Source organism: Microbulbifer variabilis, from assembly GCF_052468405.1.
The window spans coordinates 1,097,685-1,116,391 of the sequence record NZ_CP174343.1 but is presented as its reverse complement, the minus strand read 5'-3'; the positions used below and the strand labels follow the sequence as shown (position 1 = coordinate 1,116,391).

General features: G+C 42.4%; 13 protein-coding genes. 7 read left to right on the top strand and 6 right to left on the bottom strand.

Annotated elements, in window-relative coordinates:
• Positions 1-147: 147 nt before the first annotated feature.
• From ACJJJB_RS05400 to ACJJJB_RS05390, 3 genes are all read right to left on the bottom strand, one after another.
• Positions 148-3,642, bottom strand: a complete 3,495-nt coding sequence (locus ACJJJB_RS05400) for a fascin domain-containing protein (RefSeq protein WP_444945283.1) — start codon at positions 3,640-3,642, stop codon at positions 148-150.
• A 1,092-nt stretch (positions 3,643-4,734) separates the two neighbouring features.
• Complete coding sequence (locus tag ACJJJB_RS05395) at positions 4,735-5,778, bottom strand: DJ-1/PfpI family protein (protein WP_444945284.1); 1,044 nt, start codon at positions 5,776-5,778, stop codon at positions 4,735-4,737.
• A gap of 196 nt (positions 5,779-5,974) precedes the next feature.
• Positions 5,975-7,960 carry a VCBS domain-containing protein gene (locus ACJJJB_RS05390; protein WP_445365845.1) on the bottom strand — a complete coding sequence of 662 codons (1,986 nt, stop codon included), beginning with the start codon at positions 7,958-7,960 and terminating at the stop codon, positions 5,975-5,977.
• A gap of 510 nt (positions 7,961-8,470) precedes the next feature.
• Here ACJJJB_RS05390 and ACJJJB_RS05385 point away from each other — a divergent pair.
• Entirely contained in the window at positions 8,471-8,914 is a 444-nt protein-coding gene (locus tag ACJJJB_RS05385; protein ID WP_444945286.1) for a CopD family protein, read from the top strand.
• Positions 8,915-9,114: 200 nt separating this feature from the next.
• Here the strand turns inward: ACJJJB_RS05385 and ACJJJB_RS05380 are convergent, their stop codons facing one another.
• Positions 9,115-10,119: a hypothetical protein gene (locus ACJJJB_RS05380; protein WP_444901844.1), complete on the bottom strand. Its 1,005-nt coding sequence runs from the start codon at positions 10,117-10,119 to the stop codon at positions 9,115-9,117.
• 556 nt (positions 10,120-10,675) lie between these two features.
• Complete coding sequence (locus ACJJJB_RS05375; protein ID WP_444901845.1) at positions 10,676-11,341, bottom strand: phytanoyl-CoA dioxygenase family protein; 666 nt, start codon at positions 11,339-11,341, stop codon at positions 10,676-10,678.
• Positions 11,342-12,454: 1,113 nt separating this feature from the next.
• On the opposite strand from ACJJJB_RS05375, the gene ACJJJB_RS05370 reads away from it, so the two are divergent.
• The 5 genes from ACJJJB_RS05370 (at position 12,455) to ACJJJB_RS05350 (ending at position 17,456) form a co-directional block, all read left to right on the top strand.
• Positions 12,455-13,069, top strand: a complete 615-nt coding sequence (locus ACJJJB_RS05370) for a bactofilin family protein (RefSeq protein ID WP_020414886.1) — start codon at positions 12,455-12,457, stop codon at positions 13,067-13,069.
• A 71-nt stretch (positions 13,070-13,140) separates the two neighbouring features.
• Positions 13,141-14,373, top strand: a complete 1,233-nt coding sequence (locus tag ACJJJB_RS05365; RefSeq protein WP_445365844.1) for a hypothetical protein — start codon at positions 13,141-13,143, stop codon at positions 14,371-14,373.
• The gene (locus tag ACJJJB_RS05360; protein ID WP_445365843.1) at positions 14,373-15,683 is read left to right on the top strand and encodes a MotA/TolQ/ExbB proton channel family protein; all 1,311 of its coding nucleotides are present in this window, start codon (positions 14,373-14,375) and stop codon (positions 15,681-15,683) included. Before ACJJJB_RS05365 ends, ACJJJB_RS05360 begins: the two co-directional genes overlap by 1 nt.
• A complete protein-coding gene (locus ACJJJB_RS05355) occupies positions 15,676-16,377 on the top strand; it encodes an OmpA/MotB family protein (protein ID WP_020414883.1) in 702 nt (233 codons plus the stop codon). The genes ACJJJB_RS05360 and ACJJJB_RS05355 overlap by 8 nt, the downstream gene beginning before the upstream one ends.
• Positions 16,378-16,442: 65 nt before the next feature.
• Entirely contained in the window at positions 16,443-17,456 is a 1,014-nt protein-coding gene (locus ACJJJB_RS05350) for a hypothetical protein (protein ID WP_445365842.1), read from the top strand.
• Between the two features lie 530 nt (positions 17,457-17,986).
• On the opposite strand, the gene ACJJJB_RS22155 is transcribed toward ACJJJB_RS05350, so the two are convergent.
• On the bottom strand, positions 17,987-18,232 hold the full coding sequence (locus ACJJJB_RS22155; RefSeq protein WP_020414881.1) for an IQM protein middle domain-containing protein: 246 nt from the start codon (positions 18,230-18,232) through the stop codon (positions 17,987-17,989).
• Between the two features lie 295 nt (positions 18,233-18,527).
• Between ACJJJB_RS22155 and ACJJJB_RS05345 the strand changes: the two genes are divergently transcribed.
• Positions 18,528-18,677 (top strand): winged helix-turn-helix domain-containing protein, encoded by a 150-nt coding sequence (locus ACJJJB_RS05345; protein WP_353375466.1) that lies wholly within the window; start codon positions 18,528-18,530, stop codon positions 18,675-18,677.
• Positions 18,678-18,707 lie beyond the last annotated feature (30 nt).

Sequence of the window (18,707 nt, the reverse complement as noted above, 5' to 3'; positions counted from 1 at the left end):
GTATAGAAATCCTCACTCAAGTAAGCTCTCCTATCTCCTATATGAAGGGCTCATTTAGTTTGAGTGCAAAAATCCAATCCAGAAGGAGGTTTGTACAATCAATTAAGGCACCCCATCACATCAAGTTGAGGTGCCCTTTCGTACTGCTCAGTTCACGATCAGGTTATGTACAGTAAACATCTCCCATATGTCAAGATTCTTGCGATTTGCATTTGCACCACCGTTTTCTTCAGCAACAATATAGTTACCATGTCGGACATTGAATAAGGAGATCCGATCACCATCCTCCAAACAGCCTGTTCTGTCCGTATGATTAATTAATTTAAATGTTTCCCAGCTATATCTGGCAGAAACGGCTACATCAAGTGCTCCCCATTCTTGGGCACCATAATAATAACCATCGGTGGTTTGCAGCCACACATCGTCACCATCGACAAAGCAGCCCTGCTGGTTGCTATTACCGCTGAGAATAATAGTCTCATGGCTTCCGATTGTTGAAGCATTGGCATTGACTGTTTGCCCACTACCACCATTATTAGTTGCGGTCAAATATTTACCATGGTGGCCCCTTAAAGCAATTTTCATTGATTTAACCGCGGGTTTACCAATAGCTATATAGCCCACTACGGCTTGCAGATTTTCTCCTTTTTCTTTGTGGGCCTCTTGCACCATTAAACTAATGTCAAAAGAACCTGTTTGTTTATCCTTGATACGAGTACCAATTGTTTCATTCATATTCTTGCCTTGCACTTGGCTTACTAGGAAGTAATCCTGTAAATCAATACCTACGGTTTGAAACTCAGGGGTACCAGTTAGATTATCTTCCAGCAATACAGCATCCACATGAATTTCAGCGCCATTAGCTGTTGTATAAGTGCCGGCTTCCATCACCACATAATGCAGAGTTTCAGGCAAGTGAACACCATCATTCCATGAAAATTCTGCTACCCGAACCTCAAAACTATTGGAGGTTATATTGCGAATTTCAGTCGTAACAGGGTCGGGACCGGCGATACCAATGACAGAAGTGAATACCACGGGGTTGGTATAGCTAAAATCCAGCTGAACTGTGGTCCATTCGTGGTCTACGGCATAGACTTTATCCGCTTCCCCTCCAACAAAACGTCGATTCTGAAAATGCACCACATCGATTTGCTCGCCGCCGTGGTCAGTTTCAGTATCCAAAGATTGCTCCTCCACATTCAGCAGAAAGCACTCGCCGTTAGCGTCTTCCGATATTTGTGAAATAATTGGATCAGAACCATGGTAGCTCACATTTTGATGTAGAAGAATATCATTGGAGCTTTCACAGTTACCTTGGCCTGTACGAGTCAAATTACTAGTTACATCATTTACCTGGTAACCACGTACAGATGCCGTTTCTATGGTAGATGAGCTATTGGCACCCGCCAGATTCCACATTTCCTGGTCGGTTAAATCATCAACATTGGCTTCCCAACTGTAACCCAGTGTTTTTCCGTCTACCTCGAGAGTAGTTTCCCATACATGTCGCTTATCTGCCCAACTCCAACGCCACTTGCTCTGGATCTTGGCTTGTGAAACTGTGAATATAAAATTACTAAAATCTCCATGAGTCTGAGTATTACCAACAACGGTTGCCCAAACCTGCTCGTCGTCATTGCAGCTGAAAATCTCTATAGTTTTTCCGTGATCTATAAAGGTTTTTGTATCCTGGCAATGACGATAGACAGCTACGTAACCTTCCCCTTCTCTTGCAAATAACCAGTTATTGAAGCTGGATGTTTCATCAAACATATCAGCTGGCCAAGTTAAATTAACTGATTCCGTAACAAAGTCATCAATCGGTAGAAAATCCGTGGCGTTACCTACGCCATCCATAAAGCGCAACTCCATAGCCGGCTTGTACAAAACCAGAGCCACATTCTTGTTTTGCTTGATATAGGGCAAGTTCGTATTCATCATATTCTGGCCACCAGCTTTCCAACCACCATTTCCCGCTCCTGAACGTGTGGTAACCTGAAGCGTGCCGGTTGTGGCAACCCAAGGCTGTTGTTGCCAACCGGCATTGCCCGCATGGTAATCTTGGTAAGAGCTCAACTGCACTACACCATGGCGATAGAGATCCAAGGTTTTTTCTGAAATTATAGAACTGGTAGTAAAAGGCGCACTGGTCTCCGTAAGCAGGACTCCAGACATATCCACCAAATCATCTGCTAGATTAGATTCCACGATAATATCTTCAAAAAAGAAATTTAATCCGGCAACAGGCGTCAGGTAGTATTCCAACATTTCGTCAAGCAGTTCAGGGTGAGCATAAGCACCAGCAGATTGGGAAAAAATAAGCTTATCTTGCAAATCTAGACCTGCCCACACCGAATCCACCTCAGTGATGGGGTGGCCTGAGTAATAGCTGATATTGACCTCGCCACTTAGTTTTTCCAGACGATTATAAGCAACACTGCTAACATCAAGGCTAGTCATGGCAAATATATCTATATGGTTACCAGCGGTAAATTCCTGTGGACCCATGCCGGTGACTAAAGCCATATACTCTGAGAAGCTATTTTTCATAGTGTTTACTCCTCCATAGCTTCCCGCATAGGACCTTGAATCTGCAGCCGTTGCAGCGCCAAGATCATTTGTCACCATAGCTATATCATTGAGAAATATTAATGCGACCTGCCCGGCTAGCTCCTTAATCTCCTGATCCTTGGCATAGTCGTAAAGATTTAATAGCGCGGATATCGAAAATCCACTATAGGTATTTGAAGTAGACTCATAAACACCATATCGTCTTTTAACTTCTAAATAACGTATAAGGCGCTCTTTGATTTTCTCTGGCCCGCCCCCAATATTCCATCCCTCCATTTCCCATAACAACCAGCTAGTGGAAAGCCACATAAGCACATGATTTTCAGAGGTATACACACGTACTTGCTCGGTGTCTTCGTCCTGCCAATAAGGGAGCTTACTAATTTCATTTAGAATCAAGTCATCGTACTCATCACTCTCCGCCAACACACGAATATATAGAATCAACTGCATGTCTGGATTTTTATAAGCATGCTTGCCCGGAGTGAAAAGTTCTGTTAATCGCTGAGCCAATGCTGCCCTATCCAAGGGCAAACCAAGATAAGCCCTGAGAACCATGTGGTCATTATTTGGCTCCTCTCTCGCTGAATCGAAAACTCGCTCTATATAGGCCGCCTGGCGCTCACGAAAGGCTGCTAGATAGGCTGGGTATGATCCAGTATCGTAGTCTGCTAAAGTCCACGGCTGTGCGCCATCTTCAGAGTTTCGGGGCCCCGTGCTAAACCAATCAGATATATCGACATCAAGGCCAAAATAATTTAGTGCAGTAACTGAGTTATCAGCTACCCCAAAGAAAAAATCAAGTGACCCCTCAACTGAATTTGTCAGGCCATCATATAGCCATTCACCAGTGTCTACTAAGAATCCTACAGAGGCAGTTGCGGCATCCTCTACTGTAGTAACCACATCTTCGATAGTTTCTTCAGCACTCTCCTCAACTTTATCCCAGGTTTCAGCAATCCAGCTTGTGAAATTATCCCATATGCCTGCATGAGCGTACGTGGGCATAATTAGGCTAAATAGAAGCATGATATACACGATATACAGGCCGGCTCTCTTAAAATTCATAACTAAATCCTAAATTTAATTTTTTTGATAAAAGGATATGCCGAACAAGATCTCCCGCCCTTAACACCGAATAAAAATAATTAATGAGAAAGTTAATTATCAATAGAGCATTACATTTCCTATGAAAAAACATCTAAACCCTGATGCAATAGATATGTAACCTAAAGAGACCCCAATGGCACAAAAATAATATTAACTTAAGCCGGCCAGCTCAAATATAACAAAAAAATAGAGAATAAATAATTTCATCCTAATATTAAAAATAATATTGGTATAAAAACAACAACATACATAAAAATATAACGGATTGAATCTTTTAAAGTAAAGAGCTGGTAATAGATTATTGTTTCAAATTTTACAACAACCGGTTTCTAATTAACGAACAATATATCAACCTATCAGTTATTCATCTGCTGACTTGTGCCATTAAATAGAATTAAACTTATCTAAAGCGACATTAGAAAGATTGAAGCTCAAGGAGGTCCGCACATAATTCCGCAATGTCTTTACCGGTCGCGAAGGCTGCAAATGATAGCCATCGGAATGGTCGCAGCCCTTTACAAAATTTACAAAACAATAGCTGTGGGCGTTATGATTCGAACTACAGGGATAACAAAGCGACTCACCATCTAGGTTTAATATTTAAGCTTTAATAAAATAACCGAAAGGAATCACTTCTTAGCAACCCGGCAACTTTGTGGCTTTGTGGCTTTGTGGCTTTGTGGCTTTGTGGCTTTGTATAATACTTAAATGGATAGTAATGATACAAGAAAATTATCTGCTTCCGCACAGAAAGAAAATACCAAGCTGTCGTAAAGCTGTTTCAGGAAATTCAGGTCGGGATGAGCTCTTTCTAAAAAATAATTTTTCCTTGAAATCGGGCAAGTTTGTATGTGGCAGGCTTATCCCATAGGATAGGTCTTGAAGGCTACAGTTATTAGGTCTTGCTAGGCAACGTTCACCCACAAGAGTTGCGCTTTACAACTGTAACCGTCAAGGTAAGAAATTACTCAGGAACGCATTAAAGGAGATCGCTCCACTTTAGTATATCGTGATTCCGCATATGCTAATGAAGTGCGCCTACTGGGTAAGCTACTGCCTATTTTGCAACTTATAAATAAATTTATCTGCCAGTGAATATACCGAGGACGGATTCGCTCCAGTGACCAGCTCTCTGTCTTCGATTACTTGCGACATTGAGGGCACACGAAAATTACTTACTTTAAGACCAGCCTCTCTTGCTTTCTCTGCAACGTAATACTCTAGGCGACTGCCTTTTAAATAAAGAAAGTTCTCAAGAATTAGCTCTTCAGACTTGTTACCCAGTGTAATGTTGTATCCTTTGTAAATGAAGTTATTTTTTTGTTCTTCACTTAGGGGGATAAATGGATCATAGATACCTTCCATTGCTGTCAACAACACTATCGGAGCATGGCAAATTATAGCAGTCGGCTTTTGGGTTTCATGGAAATATGTTAAGATACTCCCCAGCTCCTCGCTAAACAGAAGATCTGTTTTTGGCGCATGACCTCCCGGAATATAGATTCCATCATATTTTTCTAAAGATTTTGATTGTGTCAATGACTCCAGCGTGAGCAAAGGTTTTTCAGTAAGTTGCTGCTGCTCCATTTTGTATTCAACATCATCTAGAAAAGCAGATACTTCGTCATTTGCGTAACGATTAGCAAACTTGAGCCTACCGAAATATTTCATTGCTGTAGCGATATCTTTTAAGCGCTCCTCCTCGGCTTTTATCTTAGGGTTTAAAGTGTACTGAGGCCAATTTGATACCACTGATGCTTTATAAAAATACATTTGCAAGCCAAAACCATCAATTACAGGAGTTTTCCCTTTTGGTGTGGCAATATCAAATTCATATCCATTAGCTTCCAGCTGCCTCAAGGTTTCTGATAGCTCACTCACAAAATACCCAGATTCGACTACACCACCATTTTTTAGGGTCAAATGGTCAGCTGCTGAAACGACAACAAGCACTTTTCCATTGCTAGCATAGGCATTTAAACTTAAAAGAACAGCCACGCAGATATATAATACTTTTTTCAAAATAAAACCCAACTCTTTATTGTTGAGGTTAGAAAACCTGTTTATTTTAGGTTGCGCCCCACAAAAGCGCATTGCGCCTATCTAGAATTGGCTATTGGCAGTTAGGAAATCCATACCAAGTACTATATTGGGGTGCAAATTTACTAGGGGCGGCCTGTTTGATTATGCTTTATTAGCAGCAGTGTCGATAATGGCCTTTTCGATGAAAATATCCGTATTTCCCTTCCATTAACTCATTAGTCGTATTTAAAATCTGCTTATAAAGCACCTAATTATTACTTATCGTAACATCAAGGAAGGCGGGCTCTTGGCTTTTTCTACCAGAATGATCCACCGCAATGACTTTATAGCGGTAGTTTTTCCCCAACTCTAAACCTGAATCTTTGTATGAAGGTTCCCGGGTATTTACAAGCAATTCGTCATCACGAGATAACTCGTAATGGAGCACACCGTCATTTTCAATAGTGTGATTCCAGGAGAGAAACACTTGCATTCCATCTATCCTATATTTAAAGCCACTAACCTTTGCGGGTGGTGGATGATCTCCAAACTTGCAAGGTACAATATCTCTGCCTAAGCCATCTGTACACTGATCAATATTTTTGTCGGTTTTACCTGATGCATTCCAATTTTTTGATATTCCGCCAGTGCACATATTATCTGCACAAAAGGGCATATCATAATTGAGGCAAGTTCTGCAATTTTCAAACCCAAAATTATCTACAAAAGGCAACACAGACTTATCGACTGCGGGGAAATAATTACAGACTGTGACATGTGCGCCATCATTATATGCAGGATCATCAACACCATTGATACTGTCACACTCAGCAACCGCACATCCAACATAGCGAGTTTCCCCATAGCAGACTTGAGCCCAATGTCCACAGGTGTCATCGTGACACTGCCCAGTCTCCCAATTATATGCATAGCTCTCATCATACCAAGCCTGAACCGCTCCAGCCCATTGCTCGGCATTATATTGAGATGCTGGAGGGTTGGTAAAATGAATGGCTACATTCTCACCAATTTCAACGTAACCCCCGGGCAATACAAAAGATACTTCACTTTTTACTTTATCAAAAGAGTCTCTAATACCTGCAGAGTCGCCTAGATGTCCAAAATAGCAGGCCGATGCCCGCTCCTTCGCCATCTTAGCCAAGGCATTATCCCAAAAAAGAGTTTGCATATTTCCAGCAGTTTTAGGCCCTTCTCCTTCTCCAGATTGACCACTGGCACACCGCTGACGAAGGTGATTATGCCTATCAAGCATTTCCCGCTTTTGATCCAGTGAAAGCTCAAAAGGGCCAGACCCATTGGGGTCTGCAGTCACTATAGAAAATGTAACAGATTGCTGAGCACCATCTGTTAACTGGAAATTAACAGTATCTTTTACTGAGTCATCACTTTTTATACTATCCGCCTTATCATTAAGGATATATTCCCAATCACCACTATTGGTAATGTTAAAATTACCATAAGTGCTTTCTATATTTTTCTCTGAAAAGCTCGGCGTATTACCATCGACATCATGCAGCGACAAAATGCCATTGGCACTTTCCCTGCTCCCTACAATTAATGTCGCCAGGGGGGAGTCTGGTTCGAAAGTATAGGCATCATCGGCACCTGTTACTTCGATAACAATCACTGTAAAGTCATTTCCAGCTCCCACAGCTATTGAAAATTCATCGGTAGCAAGTTCATTTTCACTAAGCGGATCAGAAAGATTACTATCCAAAGTATATGCCCAGGTGCCATCTGAGAGAACTTGGAGGCGACCGTATTTCCCCCACTCATTAACTTCCTCAAAAATTCTATTTGGGTTTGTACTATCAATCAGTATGCCAGTAGCAGACTTTACATTATCTTCACTAACGTAACCTTCCCCACCACTAATGACCCCATGGTTTGGGTCTGGATCTGGATCTGGATCTGGGCCTGGATCTGGGCCTGGGCCTGGATCTGGGTTAGGCCCAGTATTACCACCATTGTTAGTTACCTCTGGATTACTGTTTTTGTTGTCACTAGAACCACCACTACAGGCAACTACGAAAACAGACAAAACAATAACTATTAGAAGCTTAGAGAGCTGGTTCATATTATTCTCTACAGATCCAATCACACTTATTTTGGAATAAAATTGTAAGAGCATTTTTTTTATTTTATGAACTCGGTCAAATATTATTGTTTCTATATTGAGCACCTGAAGTTTCCAAATTGCGAACAATTGACTTTTTCCTTTTTTAAGCATCATTTATCAACTATTGGGAGCCAAGTAAGGATTTCTTAGTTTTGACTCATTACAAGTAGCCCTACAGTAAGTAGTCCCCGCAACACATATCTTTACTGGCTGATCAAGAGAGTAAAACCCTCTAAAACATGAAAAGAAGCTTTTAGTATTTTGTTAAATACCAGCCTGCTTCGCTTCTTACTGTTACGCACTTATTGGCATAGACCTAAAAACCTATAACAATAGATGAGCCCCCCTGTCAGGGTAAGGCAATTATCGAATGGGTTGGGTAAGGAAAATTATTTAAATACTAATGCACAAAGTACATGACATCTCGGCATTATTAGTTAGTAGACTCTTACTACAAAATCCAACTTATCTTCTTGACTTACATCAACTTCCACCTCATTTTTCGCATGAAGTAATCCCTCTAACGATACGTCAATAATATTCATCATAACGATCCAAGAAATTGGTGGGCACCAATATCATATATAGATATAGTGCTTAAAAGGATCAAATAATGGGATAGAAATGTACGAGGTAGTACTGTTTTTGCATTTACTAGGTGCAACTGTTTGGACTGGAGGGCATCTGGTGCTGGCATGCACAATCCTCCCTTCCGCCCTAAGAAGTCAGGATATAGAATTTATCTCAAGGTTTGAAAGCAGCTATGAGAAAATTGGTATCCCCGCCCTTCTTCTACAGATTCTTTCCGGTATCTATCTAGCCTTTAGCCTCTTACCCGATATATCCCAGTGGTTTAACTTCTCAAATCCGGTTTCGAGGCTTATTTCATATAAGCTAATCATATTGGGCCTTACATTCCTCCTTGCTATTGACGCAAGGCTCAGGATTATTCCGAACCTGTCCACCAGAAACCTGAAGGCTCTCGCTTATCATATAATTCCAGTAACACTTCTCTCCGTTCTATTTGTATATGTAGGAATTTCCTTCAGAACAGGCTGGCTATATTAAAATGAATTCTCCACTATCATTTATTGGCTCAACCAACTGACCAGCTACTCTGCATAAATACAGCTAATCACCTACTTATTAGGCTTCTACAAAATAAAACTCCAGTTAGGTAAAGAGGGCTGCTTAACAGCAACCCTCACACCCAATCAATTAAACATACAAATAATGGATTTTAGATCAATTGAAATCAACGAAACGGATTAAAAAACTTCTTCCAAATGCTTTAAAAATGGTACCACGGTCTGATCTCTAACTTCTGGGTACATATCTCGATCGATAGTAATATGGTCCAAATTGACCCAACTTTGAGCATACCAACCTAGATTGATATCTTCTGCTGTATAGACAAAAGAGTGCACCCCTGTAAATTCAATAACTTCATCACCGCCTGCCAGTTGACGGATATATAAATTGTCTTTATAGGGGAACTGAGCATTGAGATCAGTATAGTAGCTCAAATAAGTTGAGTTTTCCGGGTTACGGAAAAAAGAAGAAGTTACTCCCATTTCATTCTGATCCCATTTACAGACTCCATCAAAACTATGAACAATGGTTCGAATGTTACGAAAGTCCGGATCATTACGCAGAGCCTTTGCCAAGCGCATTGCTAAACAACCACCTCTGGATGACCCCGCCAAGTAGATGCTTTCAAGATTGGAAGCATAAGCTTTGGACTTTAACCAATTAAGGTAGGCACTTTCTATACGAGATTTCTCACCACTACTCACCAAATAGTTAAATTGTGCATCAAAAGCTACGGCAAAGAAGGTATCATCTTCTGGAAAATGCTCTGAATCTAGAACCTGCCGGGCAAGGGAGCGGCCATCTATGTTTCGGGAACAGGATTTTTCTGAGATACCACAGTTTCTTTTGTAGTTATCCCCCTGCCCTGTTACTGCACTTTCAGAACCGTATCCCGGAGGCTGTTGTCCTGCTGCAATAAATACCAAGTTCCGCACATCTTCTCGCGCTGGCTGCCTCAACCTTGCAATCTGAGTGTATAGCTGATGAGTATTACTGACACCTTCTTGCTCCCAAGCAAGATACTCAGTTTGAGTATCCTGCCGGGTGCACCAAAAATTATGACAATAGCGGACACGCTCCAAGTTCACCGATAAATCTGATTTAGGCTCAAACGCCTTTGCTTGAAAAGCTCCAAAAAGAATCACCCAATGAGCTAAAAACCTTATTATTTGATTATTCATTTTTCACCATTTTCAACATGATCATTCTTATATTTAGAAGGTAAAACCTCCTATCCAATCAAATAAATCAACCCCTTATCTGACCGCGCATGATTTTAACAGCCAAAATGCCACCAAACAGAGAAATCAATAAAAAAATAAATCTTAAATTTTCAAATAAACAAAGACCAACTCCAAAACGAAAAAAACACAACAAGAAACAAGTAAGTAACAAATTGATAAGCAGCCATCAGCAATTGCCACTACTTAAAGCGCTCTTAAATTAGTCAAAATATTTATAAAAATTATCGATTTTTATAGGAAAACATGGTCACCAGCCAACCCTCAAGAAAATCGACCATCATGTAAATAATTATATTTTTAAGTGTTGACTTATTTTTTTCCCAATCTTCAAGAAGAGAGTAAAAGCAGCGGACTGCGCTCCGATAGGTATCGTCGCGCGGCTTTCTGACCTTAATTACAATGGTAACATGCAACACGAACATCTTAATTGATAGCAAGGTAGTGTAATGGGTGTCAACTCGTACATCATTATTGAAAATTGAATCTAGTTGCACTATGCCCAAGTAATCCCAGCTGGCAGCTCATAGCAACTATATTCCAAGTGTATCACTCTGCGGCGCTTAGGACATAAAGCTCTATCTGAGGCGTGAAGAATATGAGGATACATAATTAATGCAGAACCGGATTTTACCTCACAAGCAATCGGATTATGCAGTTTAACATATTTATATATTTCATCTTGCTGAAAAATCCCATATTGATGACTGCCAGGAATAAGCTTCAAGCAGCCATTACTGGCATCAGTATCATCCAGATGAATACGGATCGTAATCATTTGTTCAAGAACATGTAGAGGAGGCTGCACATGGTGAGCTCCATCCTTAACACTCCAAGGGCCCCATCCAGACTTAGTAAATTTTGAAGAGACCGCTACAGTCTTATCCTGATGCCAAGTGACAAGCCAGTTACACTTCTCATGCTTATCAAACAGGATACTCCTTACCAATCGAGGACGCTGAATTAAGTATTTCTGCGCTAAATTTACAATCAAGTCCGATGTAGCCAAGGCCGCTATAGAGCTATACTTTTTCTCTACATTGCGTATGCCTCCAGTTCCCCTAGCAAGCTTTAAATCTTCAAACTCATTTTGAAGAACCTCAAGCTGGCTTTTCGGAAGAATGTCATTAATTAAAGAATACCCTTTTTCCAAACCGATCATTATTTAACAACCCAAAAACGAGACTGGATTTTATGTACTTTTCACCCAACGGGCGAGTAAAAAGTTATCGATCAGAAAGTGCTTCCTTGCTGGAATTTCTATTTCCAGAAACTTTCATATAGGTTTCCCCCATTTTCGCATAGACACTACCCATATTTTGTGGTTTAGACTTTTAAGTTCTTCTTTTTTCAACCCCTTATGCATGAGGAATTGTTCCACATTTCATATTACCTACCAAGCAACCCACCCCTTAGTAGTATATGGTACTGACACTGCTGCATTCGAAGCACCAATGTAACTTCCTCTAGGTCAAGGCGAACAAAAAGGTGCTCTATGTCACACTTTTAACGTGGAATCCGTGCTAAATTCAGCCCATTCAAGTCGAGGTCAGCTTGATTGATTGCCGATCCGTTTTACGGTGGCTTTCGCGCTGTATGGTAGTAACAATCCAATCTATATTGATATGTGCCAGATAAGACTCAATACCCATCAGCAGACAATAAGCAGTGTGCCCTCCACAACAAGAAGTAAATATTTACTTACAAATTACACCTTAATGTAAAAGTAAGAATGTGACGTTATGGTGAGAAATCCCAGAAATTTATCGTCACTAGAATTAGGTAGTAGGACTATTTTTATACAGTTAAAGGTTGCGGGTTAAGTTTTGTAAATTTCTCGGTGTGCTCTCTGTTGGCAAATGCCCACACCGACCTAAATTAATTTCTGGCTTGGCACAAGCCACCTGTGAAAAAGTTGAAGCTGTTAAGGGATGGTATAAAAAATCTACCAGAGATGAATATACGGATGAAACCATAACTACGTAAATCCTCTTGCTGAATGAAGTTAGCATTCAGCCAAGTGCTCCAATACCAAGAGCATGGAGAGGAGAAAAAGAGAGCTCTAGTAGTAGAAAATATTTGCGTAATGATATCCAGGTTTCTGCGAAAAAATGAACATGTATCTCCTGCCATCGCGAGATCACTGTTCTCACATTGAGCTTTCGTGATTTTTCGACTCAATGTATTAGCTGGCCTACGGATAAGACTTCAGCCGAGGGCCTGGCTACAAGAGATTTAATAGCTGACTTTTTCCACAACGAAGAGATTTATTTAGATGAGCACTGACAAAAGCAATGACTCCACACCTTTTCTAGCAGGCATGAGCGCTGGTGAGCAGCAATCATCTCTCTCGAATTCAGGCGCCAAATCAGTGCTTGGTGAGGGTATCAATTTTCGCGGTGAGTTGATCGGCACCGAAGATCTACATGTAGAAGGCACTGTAGACGGTACTGTAATTATGGTTGGCCACAACCTTTCTGTTGGTACCGGCGGCGCAGTGACTGCAAATATCCACGCGAAAAATATTGTTGTTGAAGGCACACTGGATGGCGACGCACTTGCCGATGAATTAATTGAAATCCGAAATACTGCTCAGGTAAATGGCAACCTGATTGCCCCTCGGATCAAACTCGACGACGGTGGTAAGTTCCGCGGCTCTATGGATATGGTAGATACCGACTCCGAAATGAAAGAACGTCACAAGGAATTCTCAGACCGATTGGTGCACCCAGACCTGCCGGCAACTGAAGATAAGCCTGCAAATCGTTCCCAGAACAATTCCTCCTACACTTCTAGCAGCTCAACCGCGAGTGATTCATCCCGTCTATCCGATACCAGCGACTATCTGTTCGGTACCAAGGAAACTGAAGAGGAAACAGAGGAGAGCTGAGTTAACTTCCTCAGTTGATCCTCCATACGAGCCCCGGCTATTGCCGGGGCTCTAGCTTTTGGTGTGAAAGTATGTTGCAGCATCATTCGTTTGGTATTGCCGCCTTGGTGGACGAGGTGATTCAACCAGGTGGTAAAGTATTGGATTTAGGGTGTCTCTCATTTGGCACTACACAAACCTTTTTGGAACTATCCTGCCAGACATTTATTGAGGATTTACGTAGCCTGCTGCTTGAGATCCACTCATTTGACCAGCAGACACGAACCACAAGGTTAACTAAACACCTGACTAGAAAGCCGCAACGGATAAAACTTGATGTCGTGCTCTGCTGGGACCTTTTCAACTTTATGGAACCCGAGCTTATTGCACAATTAATTGAGGAAATCCGACCTCACTTAAAAGCTGGCACCATCTTCCATACTATGCTGTACACCGGCACAATGCCTAAAGCACCCGCTGACTTTAAGCGTTTGTCCGGCTTCACTTTTAACTCAGAGCCCCTAGCACTGCCGGAGCCATTACCCTCATATCGATACTCGTCGCTCAACCTGATGAAAACCATGGGTAACTTTTCTCTGCGCTCCTCTCTCCTGCATAGAAAAGGCATGCGTAAAGATCTTATCGAGCTGATGTTTGAATACGGTAATGTAAAGTCACAAAACGCTGTACGTGCGGGGGGAACCTCAGCAGCAATCTCCGCCTTTAGACAAACAAGCCTTACCGAACTCCCTTTGACAGCTCTTGATCAAGCATTAATGCACACCAAGCGCTCTCCCGTCAGTAAAGCTCTGGACGTAGGGAAGAAAGCCGGAAGGAATATGCAGCACCTCCAGCGTGAGGTGGGTGAACTGTTTATTTCAGATCTCTATTCCGCAATTCTCTGGCAATGTAGCCGCAAGGTACCCTTTAATAGCGCGGTACAGGCGGCATTACGACAGGCCACCCTACCTGAAAACCTGGATTGTATTTTGCTCTGGGATCTCCTGAATTTCTTTTCCACTGAACAAATTCAGTTAATCACACATACGCTATATCAGTATCTCAGCAATAACGGTGTGATGCATTTTCTGTTGTTCAAGCAAGAGCAACTTCCAGTTAATTGTGGTGTTTTCGAGATTCAGCCATCAGGCCTTGTTGGAACCTATATCCAACCAGCTGGAAATAAGCAGACAAAGTTCCGCACTATTACCGATGTAGTGAAAGCTCTACCACAAATGAAAGTTCTAAGTCAGGGCACAGGGAGAATACCCAACGGGCCCTTTTATCACGAAATAACAATGCAGAAAGTTGTAAAGGATCAATAATGACCCAGTTTTTCTACCACTGGTTGACTAAGTTATCTCCTGAGCAGGTAACAGACACCTTTCTTATAGTTATGCTTGCCCTTGGCACTATAGCCTTGATCCTTTACCCATTTGGCAAGTTTCCACGCTTCGTAAAAGAAACTCCATCTCTACTGACCGCTCTTGGTATTCTGGGCACCTTTATCGGTATTATTCTTGGTATCTATGGTTTTGACCTTGCTGATATCGACACCTCGATTTCAGAACTTATGCAAGGTCTGGAAACCGCCTTTATGACAAGTATCTTAGGCCTTTTCCTCTCGCTGGTCTTGCGCACTATTTTCCAAATATTTAGCAAAGATCAGCCAGCCAGAGCCACTGCAGATGATATTTTACAAGCGATCAATGACCAGCGACAGGATTTGACAAAGTTTCAACACAGTATTAGCGAAGAGGTTTTACAGTCACTAACTTCAGTTGTGGAGAAGTTTAATCAGGGACTGAACGCACAAATGGGTGATAATCTGCAGCAGTTTACTCAACAGCTGGAGGCTGTATCCCCTGCCCTGCAAGCATTAATCGATCAGCATGAGCAACACGCCGAGCTTGCTGCGATCTACCGTGAGCAAACCACATCCCTACTGATTGAGATTAACGGTGCACAAGAGAACCTTTTGCAGCTGCACCAACGTATTACTGAATTACCGGAGATCTTTAACGTTATTCCTTCGCTGGTTGAACAGCAGCGCACTCACTCCGAGCAAATCTCTGTCATGCTTAATGAACAGCAGGCATCCATTGAAGTACTGCAGCAATCTATTCCAGATATCGCACCTAAGTTTGAGTCTATTACCCAAGGAATAGAAAAAGCGAATCAGCAGTTAGGCACTCAAGTTCAACACCTAATCTCCCTGAGTGAAACCCAGGCTAAGGTTTTTGAGCAGAGGACGAATAAGGTCGTTGCTCTCACCGATGTCCTTACTAGTATCGACCCAAAACATTTTTCCAACATTATACAAGAGACTGCAAACAGCCATCGTGAATCAATGGTTGAACTCGCACAACTTATCGCCAAGACTCACCAACAGATGATTACTGAGTTATCCCAGGTGATCACTCGTGATTTGACCAATGCAGACGTAAGCATCAAACGTCAGTATGAGCTACTGGATCAACGCTTACATAGCGAAGTCGAGAGTGTAATGGCTGCGATGGGTGATGCGCTAGGCACCCTGAGTGGTGAGTTCTCAAGGGATTTCCGCCAGTTAATCCAGCAAATGAAACGTATCGACAGTCAAGTGAAGCAGGTCGTCGGAGAGGAGCATGTTTGAGAGTGCCCACTCCAACAGCGAATCCAGCGAGAGCCAGTGGATCAGCCTATCCGATATGATGGCAGGCCTGATGATGGTATTTCTCTGTATTGCTGTCTTCGTAATGCGCTCCTTAATAGATGAACGCGCTAAGATTCGAGAGCTTGCAGAGTCTTATCGCGATACTCAACTTGCAATCTACCAAACCCTGCAACAGGAGTTTGCTAACGACCTGGATCACTGGGGAGCCTCCCTGGATAAGCAAACCCTCGCCATTTCATTTAATAATAGTGATGCCCTGTTTAAAGCGGGGGATTTCACTCTGAGTGACAATGCCCGAGAGATTATGTCCTCATTTGTACCCAGGTATATTGCTGCCCTGACTCCATATATGGACTCTATTGCCGCAATCCAAATAGAGGGACACACAAGCTCTGAGTGGGGTGAACAATCTGAACCAGAAGAAGGTTACTTTCATAATTTGCGTCTGTCACAGCAGCGATCAAGAGCGGTGATGCAGTATGCCCACTCGCTGCTACCACCGACTCAAGCGGTACTAGTCCGCGCAAAAGTTGCGGCCGTAGGCTATTCCTCTGCTCGGCCTGTACTCAATGCTAATGGTATAGAAGATCCGGATCGCTCTCGCAGAGTGGCATTCCGGGTAGTACGTGACTCTGAAAGCCATATCCTGCAAATTCTTGAGGAAGCTTTGTGAAGCCAACCAACCTCCAGCCTATTCATAAACACCAAACACAAGAGCCGCGGCACGGCTTCACGCCTATGAAAGCTACATCATGTCAACCGGAGAGTAGCGATCACGGAATTCCCGCCGACAGTCCCCTATTGAAAGTACCGACGAATACTCCAAGTCGGAACAGTTTGGCAGAAGCTATCAGCTCTGGTATTCAGCTGGACTACTCAGACCTGGATAGCCTCACCTGTGGCTGGCGCTACCGTAACATTCCGGTATTTGTATTTGGCCTTGAAGAAAGCCCTTCTACGCAGGGGCATTCTTTTGGGCAAATCCATATAACCCCTAAATGCCCATCGCTAAGCAATTACCAAGGTTCACTTTGGGCGAGTAGCGACTACACTGCTGCACAAAAAGTTTTTCCACAAGATGAACTAAAGCCCTGCACCCACTGCCTGCGCCACCTCTATAGCCTGGATATTCCTGAACTTGTGCGTAAGGACCGTTTTGGAACTGTTACCGATATCGACTGGTTAATCTTTGCAAGATACTTTGCCAGCTCCATTTTCGATCAATATCCCCTCTACTGGCGAAACGGCGAACGTCCACAGAAAGTAAATTCACTCTTTAATGCTGACAACCCAAAGTATGCTTGTTCAATATGTCAGTGCCATATAAAAACCAGCGGCTGGGCACTAAATCCAGAGTTGGCTGAACGCAGTGGTCTACCCAAAGAGATCTGTCTGCTATGTGCAGAGCGACGCGCACGTGCAGTAATAATAGCATCTCCACAAGCGGCTCTCCGAGCAGCGACACTACGCTACGAATCCCTTACGAAACAGCTAGGCAGTGAACCCCAGGCTTCATGGGCGATTGCCGAGCAGGTAGTCCCTGCTTCCTGGCTGCCTCTTGTACAGAAACTAAAAACCCTGATGGGGCCACCCAAAGTCTTTCAAGTAATTGCCCCACGAGTACTGGCCGTTTTATGCTGGCCCAGCATGGGACGTGCGATCATCGCTGATAACACCAAGGAAGCCAAGCTCCCCCAAAAATATTCGGTATGGCGGAAAGCTCAAATTGAACGTGAATTGGGGCTTGGCTAAGCGTTGTTGATATTAAGAAATTGTTCGGAGTTACACTAGTATTACCTAAAAATAATTGACTAGAAGGCAATTGGAATACATCCCTTATCGGCCCAATCAATAGAATTTCTGTTCGAAAGTGACATCCACTTTCGGACGCTAATCAAAACATATAAATTTGACTTTAAAAGTAGCCATTTAAAAAATCAATTAACAAGAATTAGTCCGCATACTATAGTCTACTAATTCAGAGGCGAACTTCCCACCGCTATTCCCCTGTTCAACTTTCCCACATTAAAGCCACTGCCACTTGGGCCCATCAGGATAAAGCCTTAGTTTTTGCCCTTGAATGTGAGTGCGGCCATTATATGTATGTGAGCTACCATCAACAGTATCCCTGATTACTGTACCACGAAAACTTTGATACCATTTCCCTGTATAAAATGGATCTTGATTGTTTTTTGCGCGTAGTGCGTAATTTTTTGAAGAGATACCAAATTGGATTTTTGTCACCCTTAGGTCAACATTGTTTTTTCCAGCTCTTCCTTAAATTACTCCATGTAGTTACTGGTAGGTGGGTAATGACCACTAAAATTGTTAATTAGTTCTACTCTCCCATTTGCCACAGATATATGTCCTGCCGCAGCAACTGGTTGCCCAGACAAAAATGCCGAATGATTCTGAATGTCACCGACTTTATTACCGCAAAAGATACGTCCATTTTTATCCATAACAAACACCCAGGAGCCGCCAGGATTAGTATTCAGCAGTGTTGCCACGTCAATATAGCAATCCATTTTAAATATCGGCTCGATAATTTAAGCGTTCCTCTTCCTTTATATAAGGCACAAAGACACCGCTATTAAAGTTTTTGGTTGCTAATCTGGTATCTCTATAGTTCGGTACAATATCAAAATGGATATTAATAATGCGATAAAATTACACTGGCACTGGATGTTTCCAGTCGAGTAGTACAAAATTGGATCAATGCTTGTAAAGCAGAGGACTTTAAAGCATTGGCCTCTAAAAAGCGCGGCTATCCGGAAGGTACGAACCGCAGGCTAACGGTAGAGAAAAAAAGCTTCAAAACAAATCTCAGATGAGCAGCCAGATCAGCTCAAGCTTGACTATATCCTGTGGGCACGCAAGGCAGTCATGGAGTTAATCGAACCTGAATGCGGTTTGAAGATGCCAATTCGCACCGTCGGTGATTATCTGAAGCGCCGAGGCTTTACGCCATAGAAGCCTGCCAAACGGGCCTATGAACAAAAC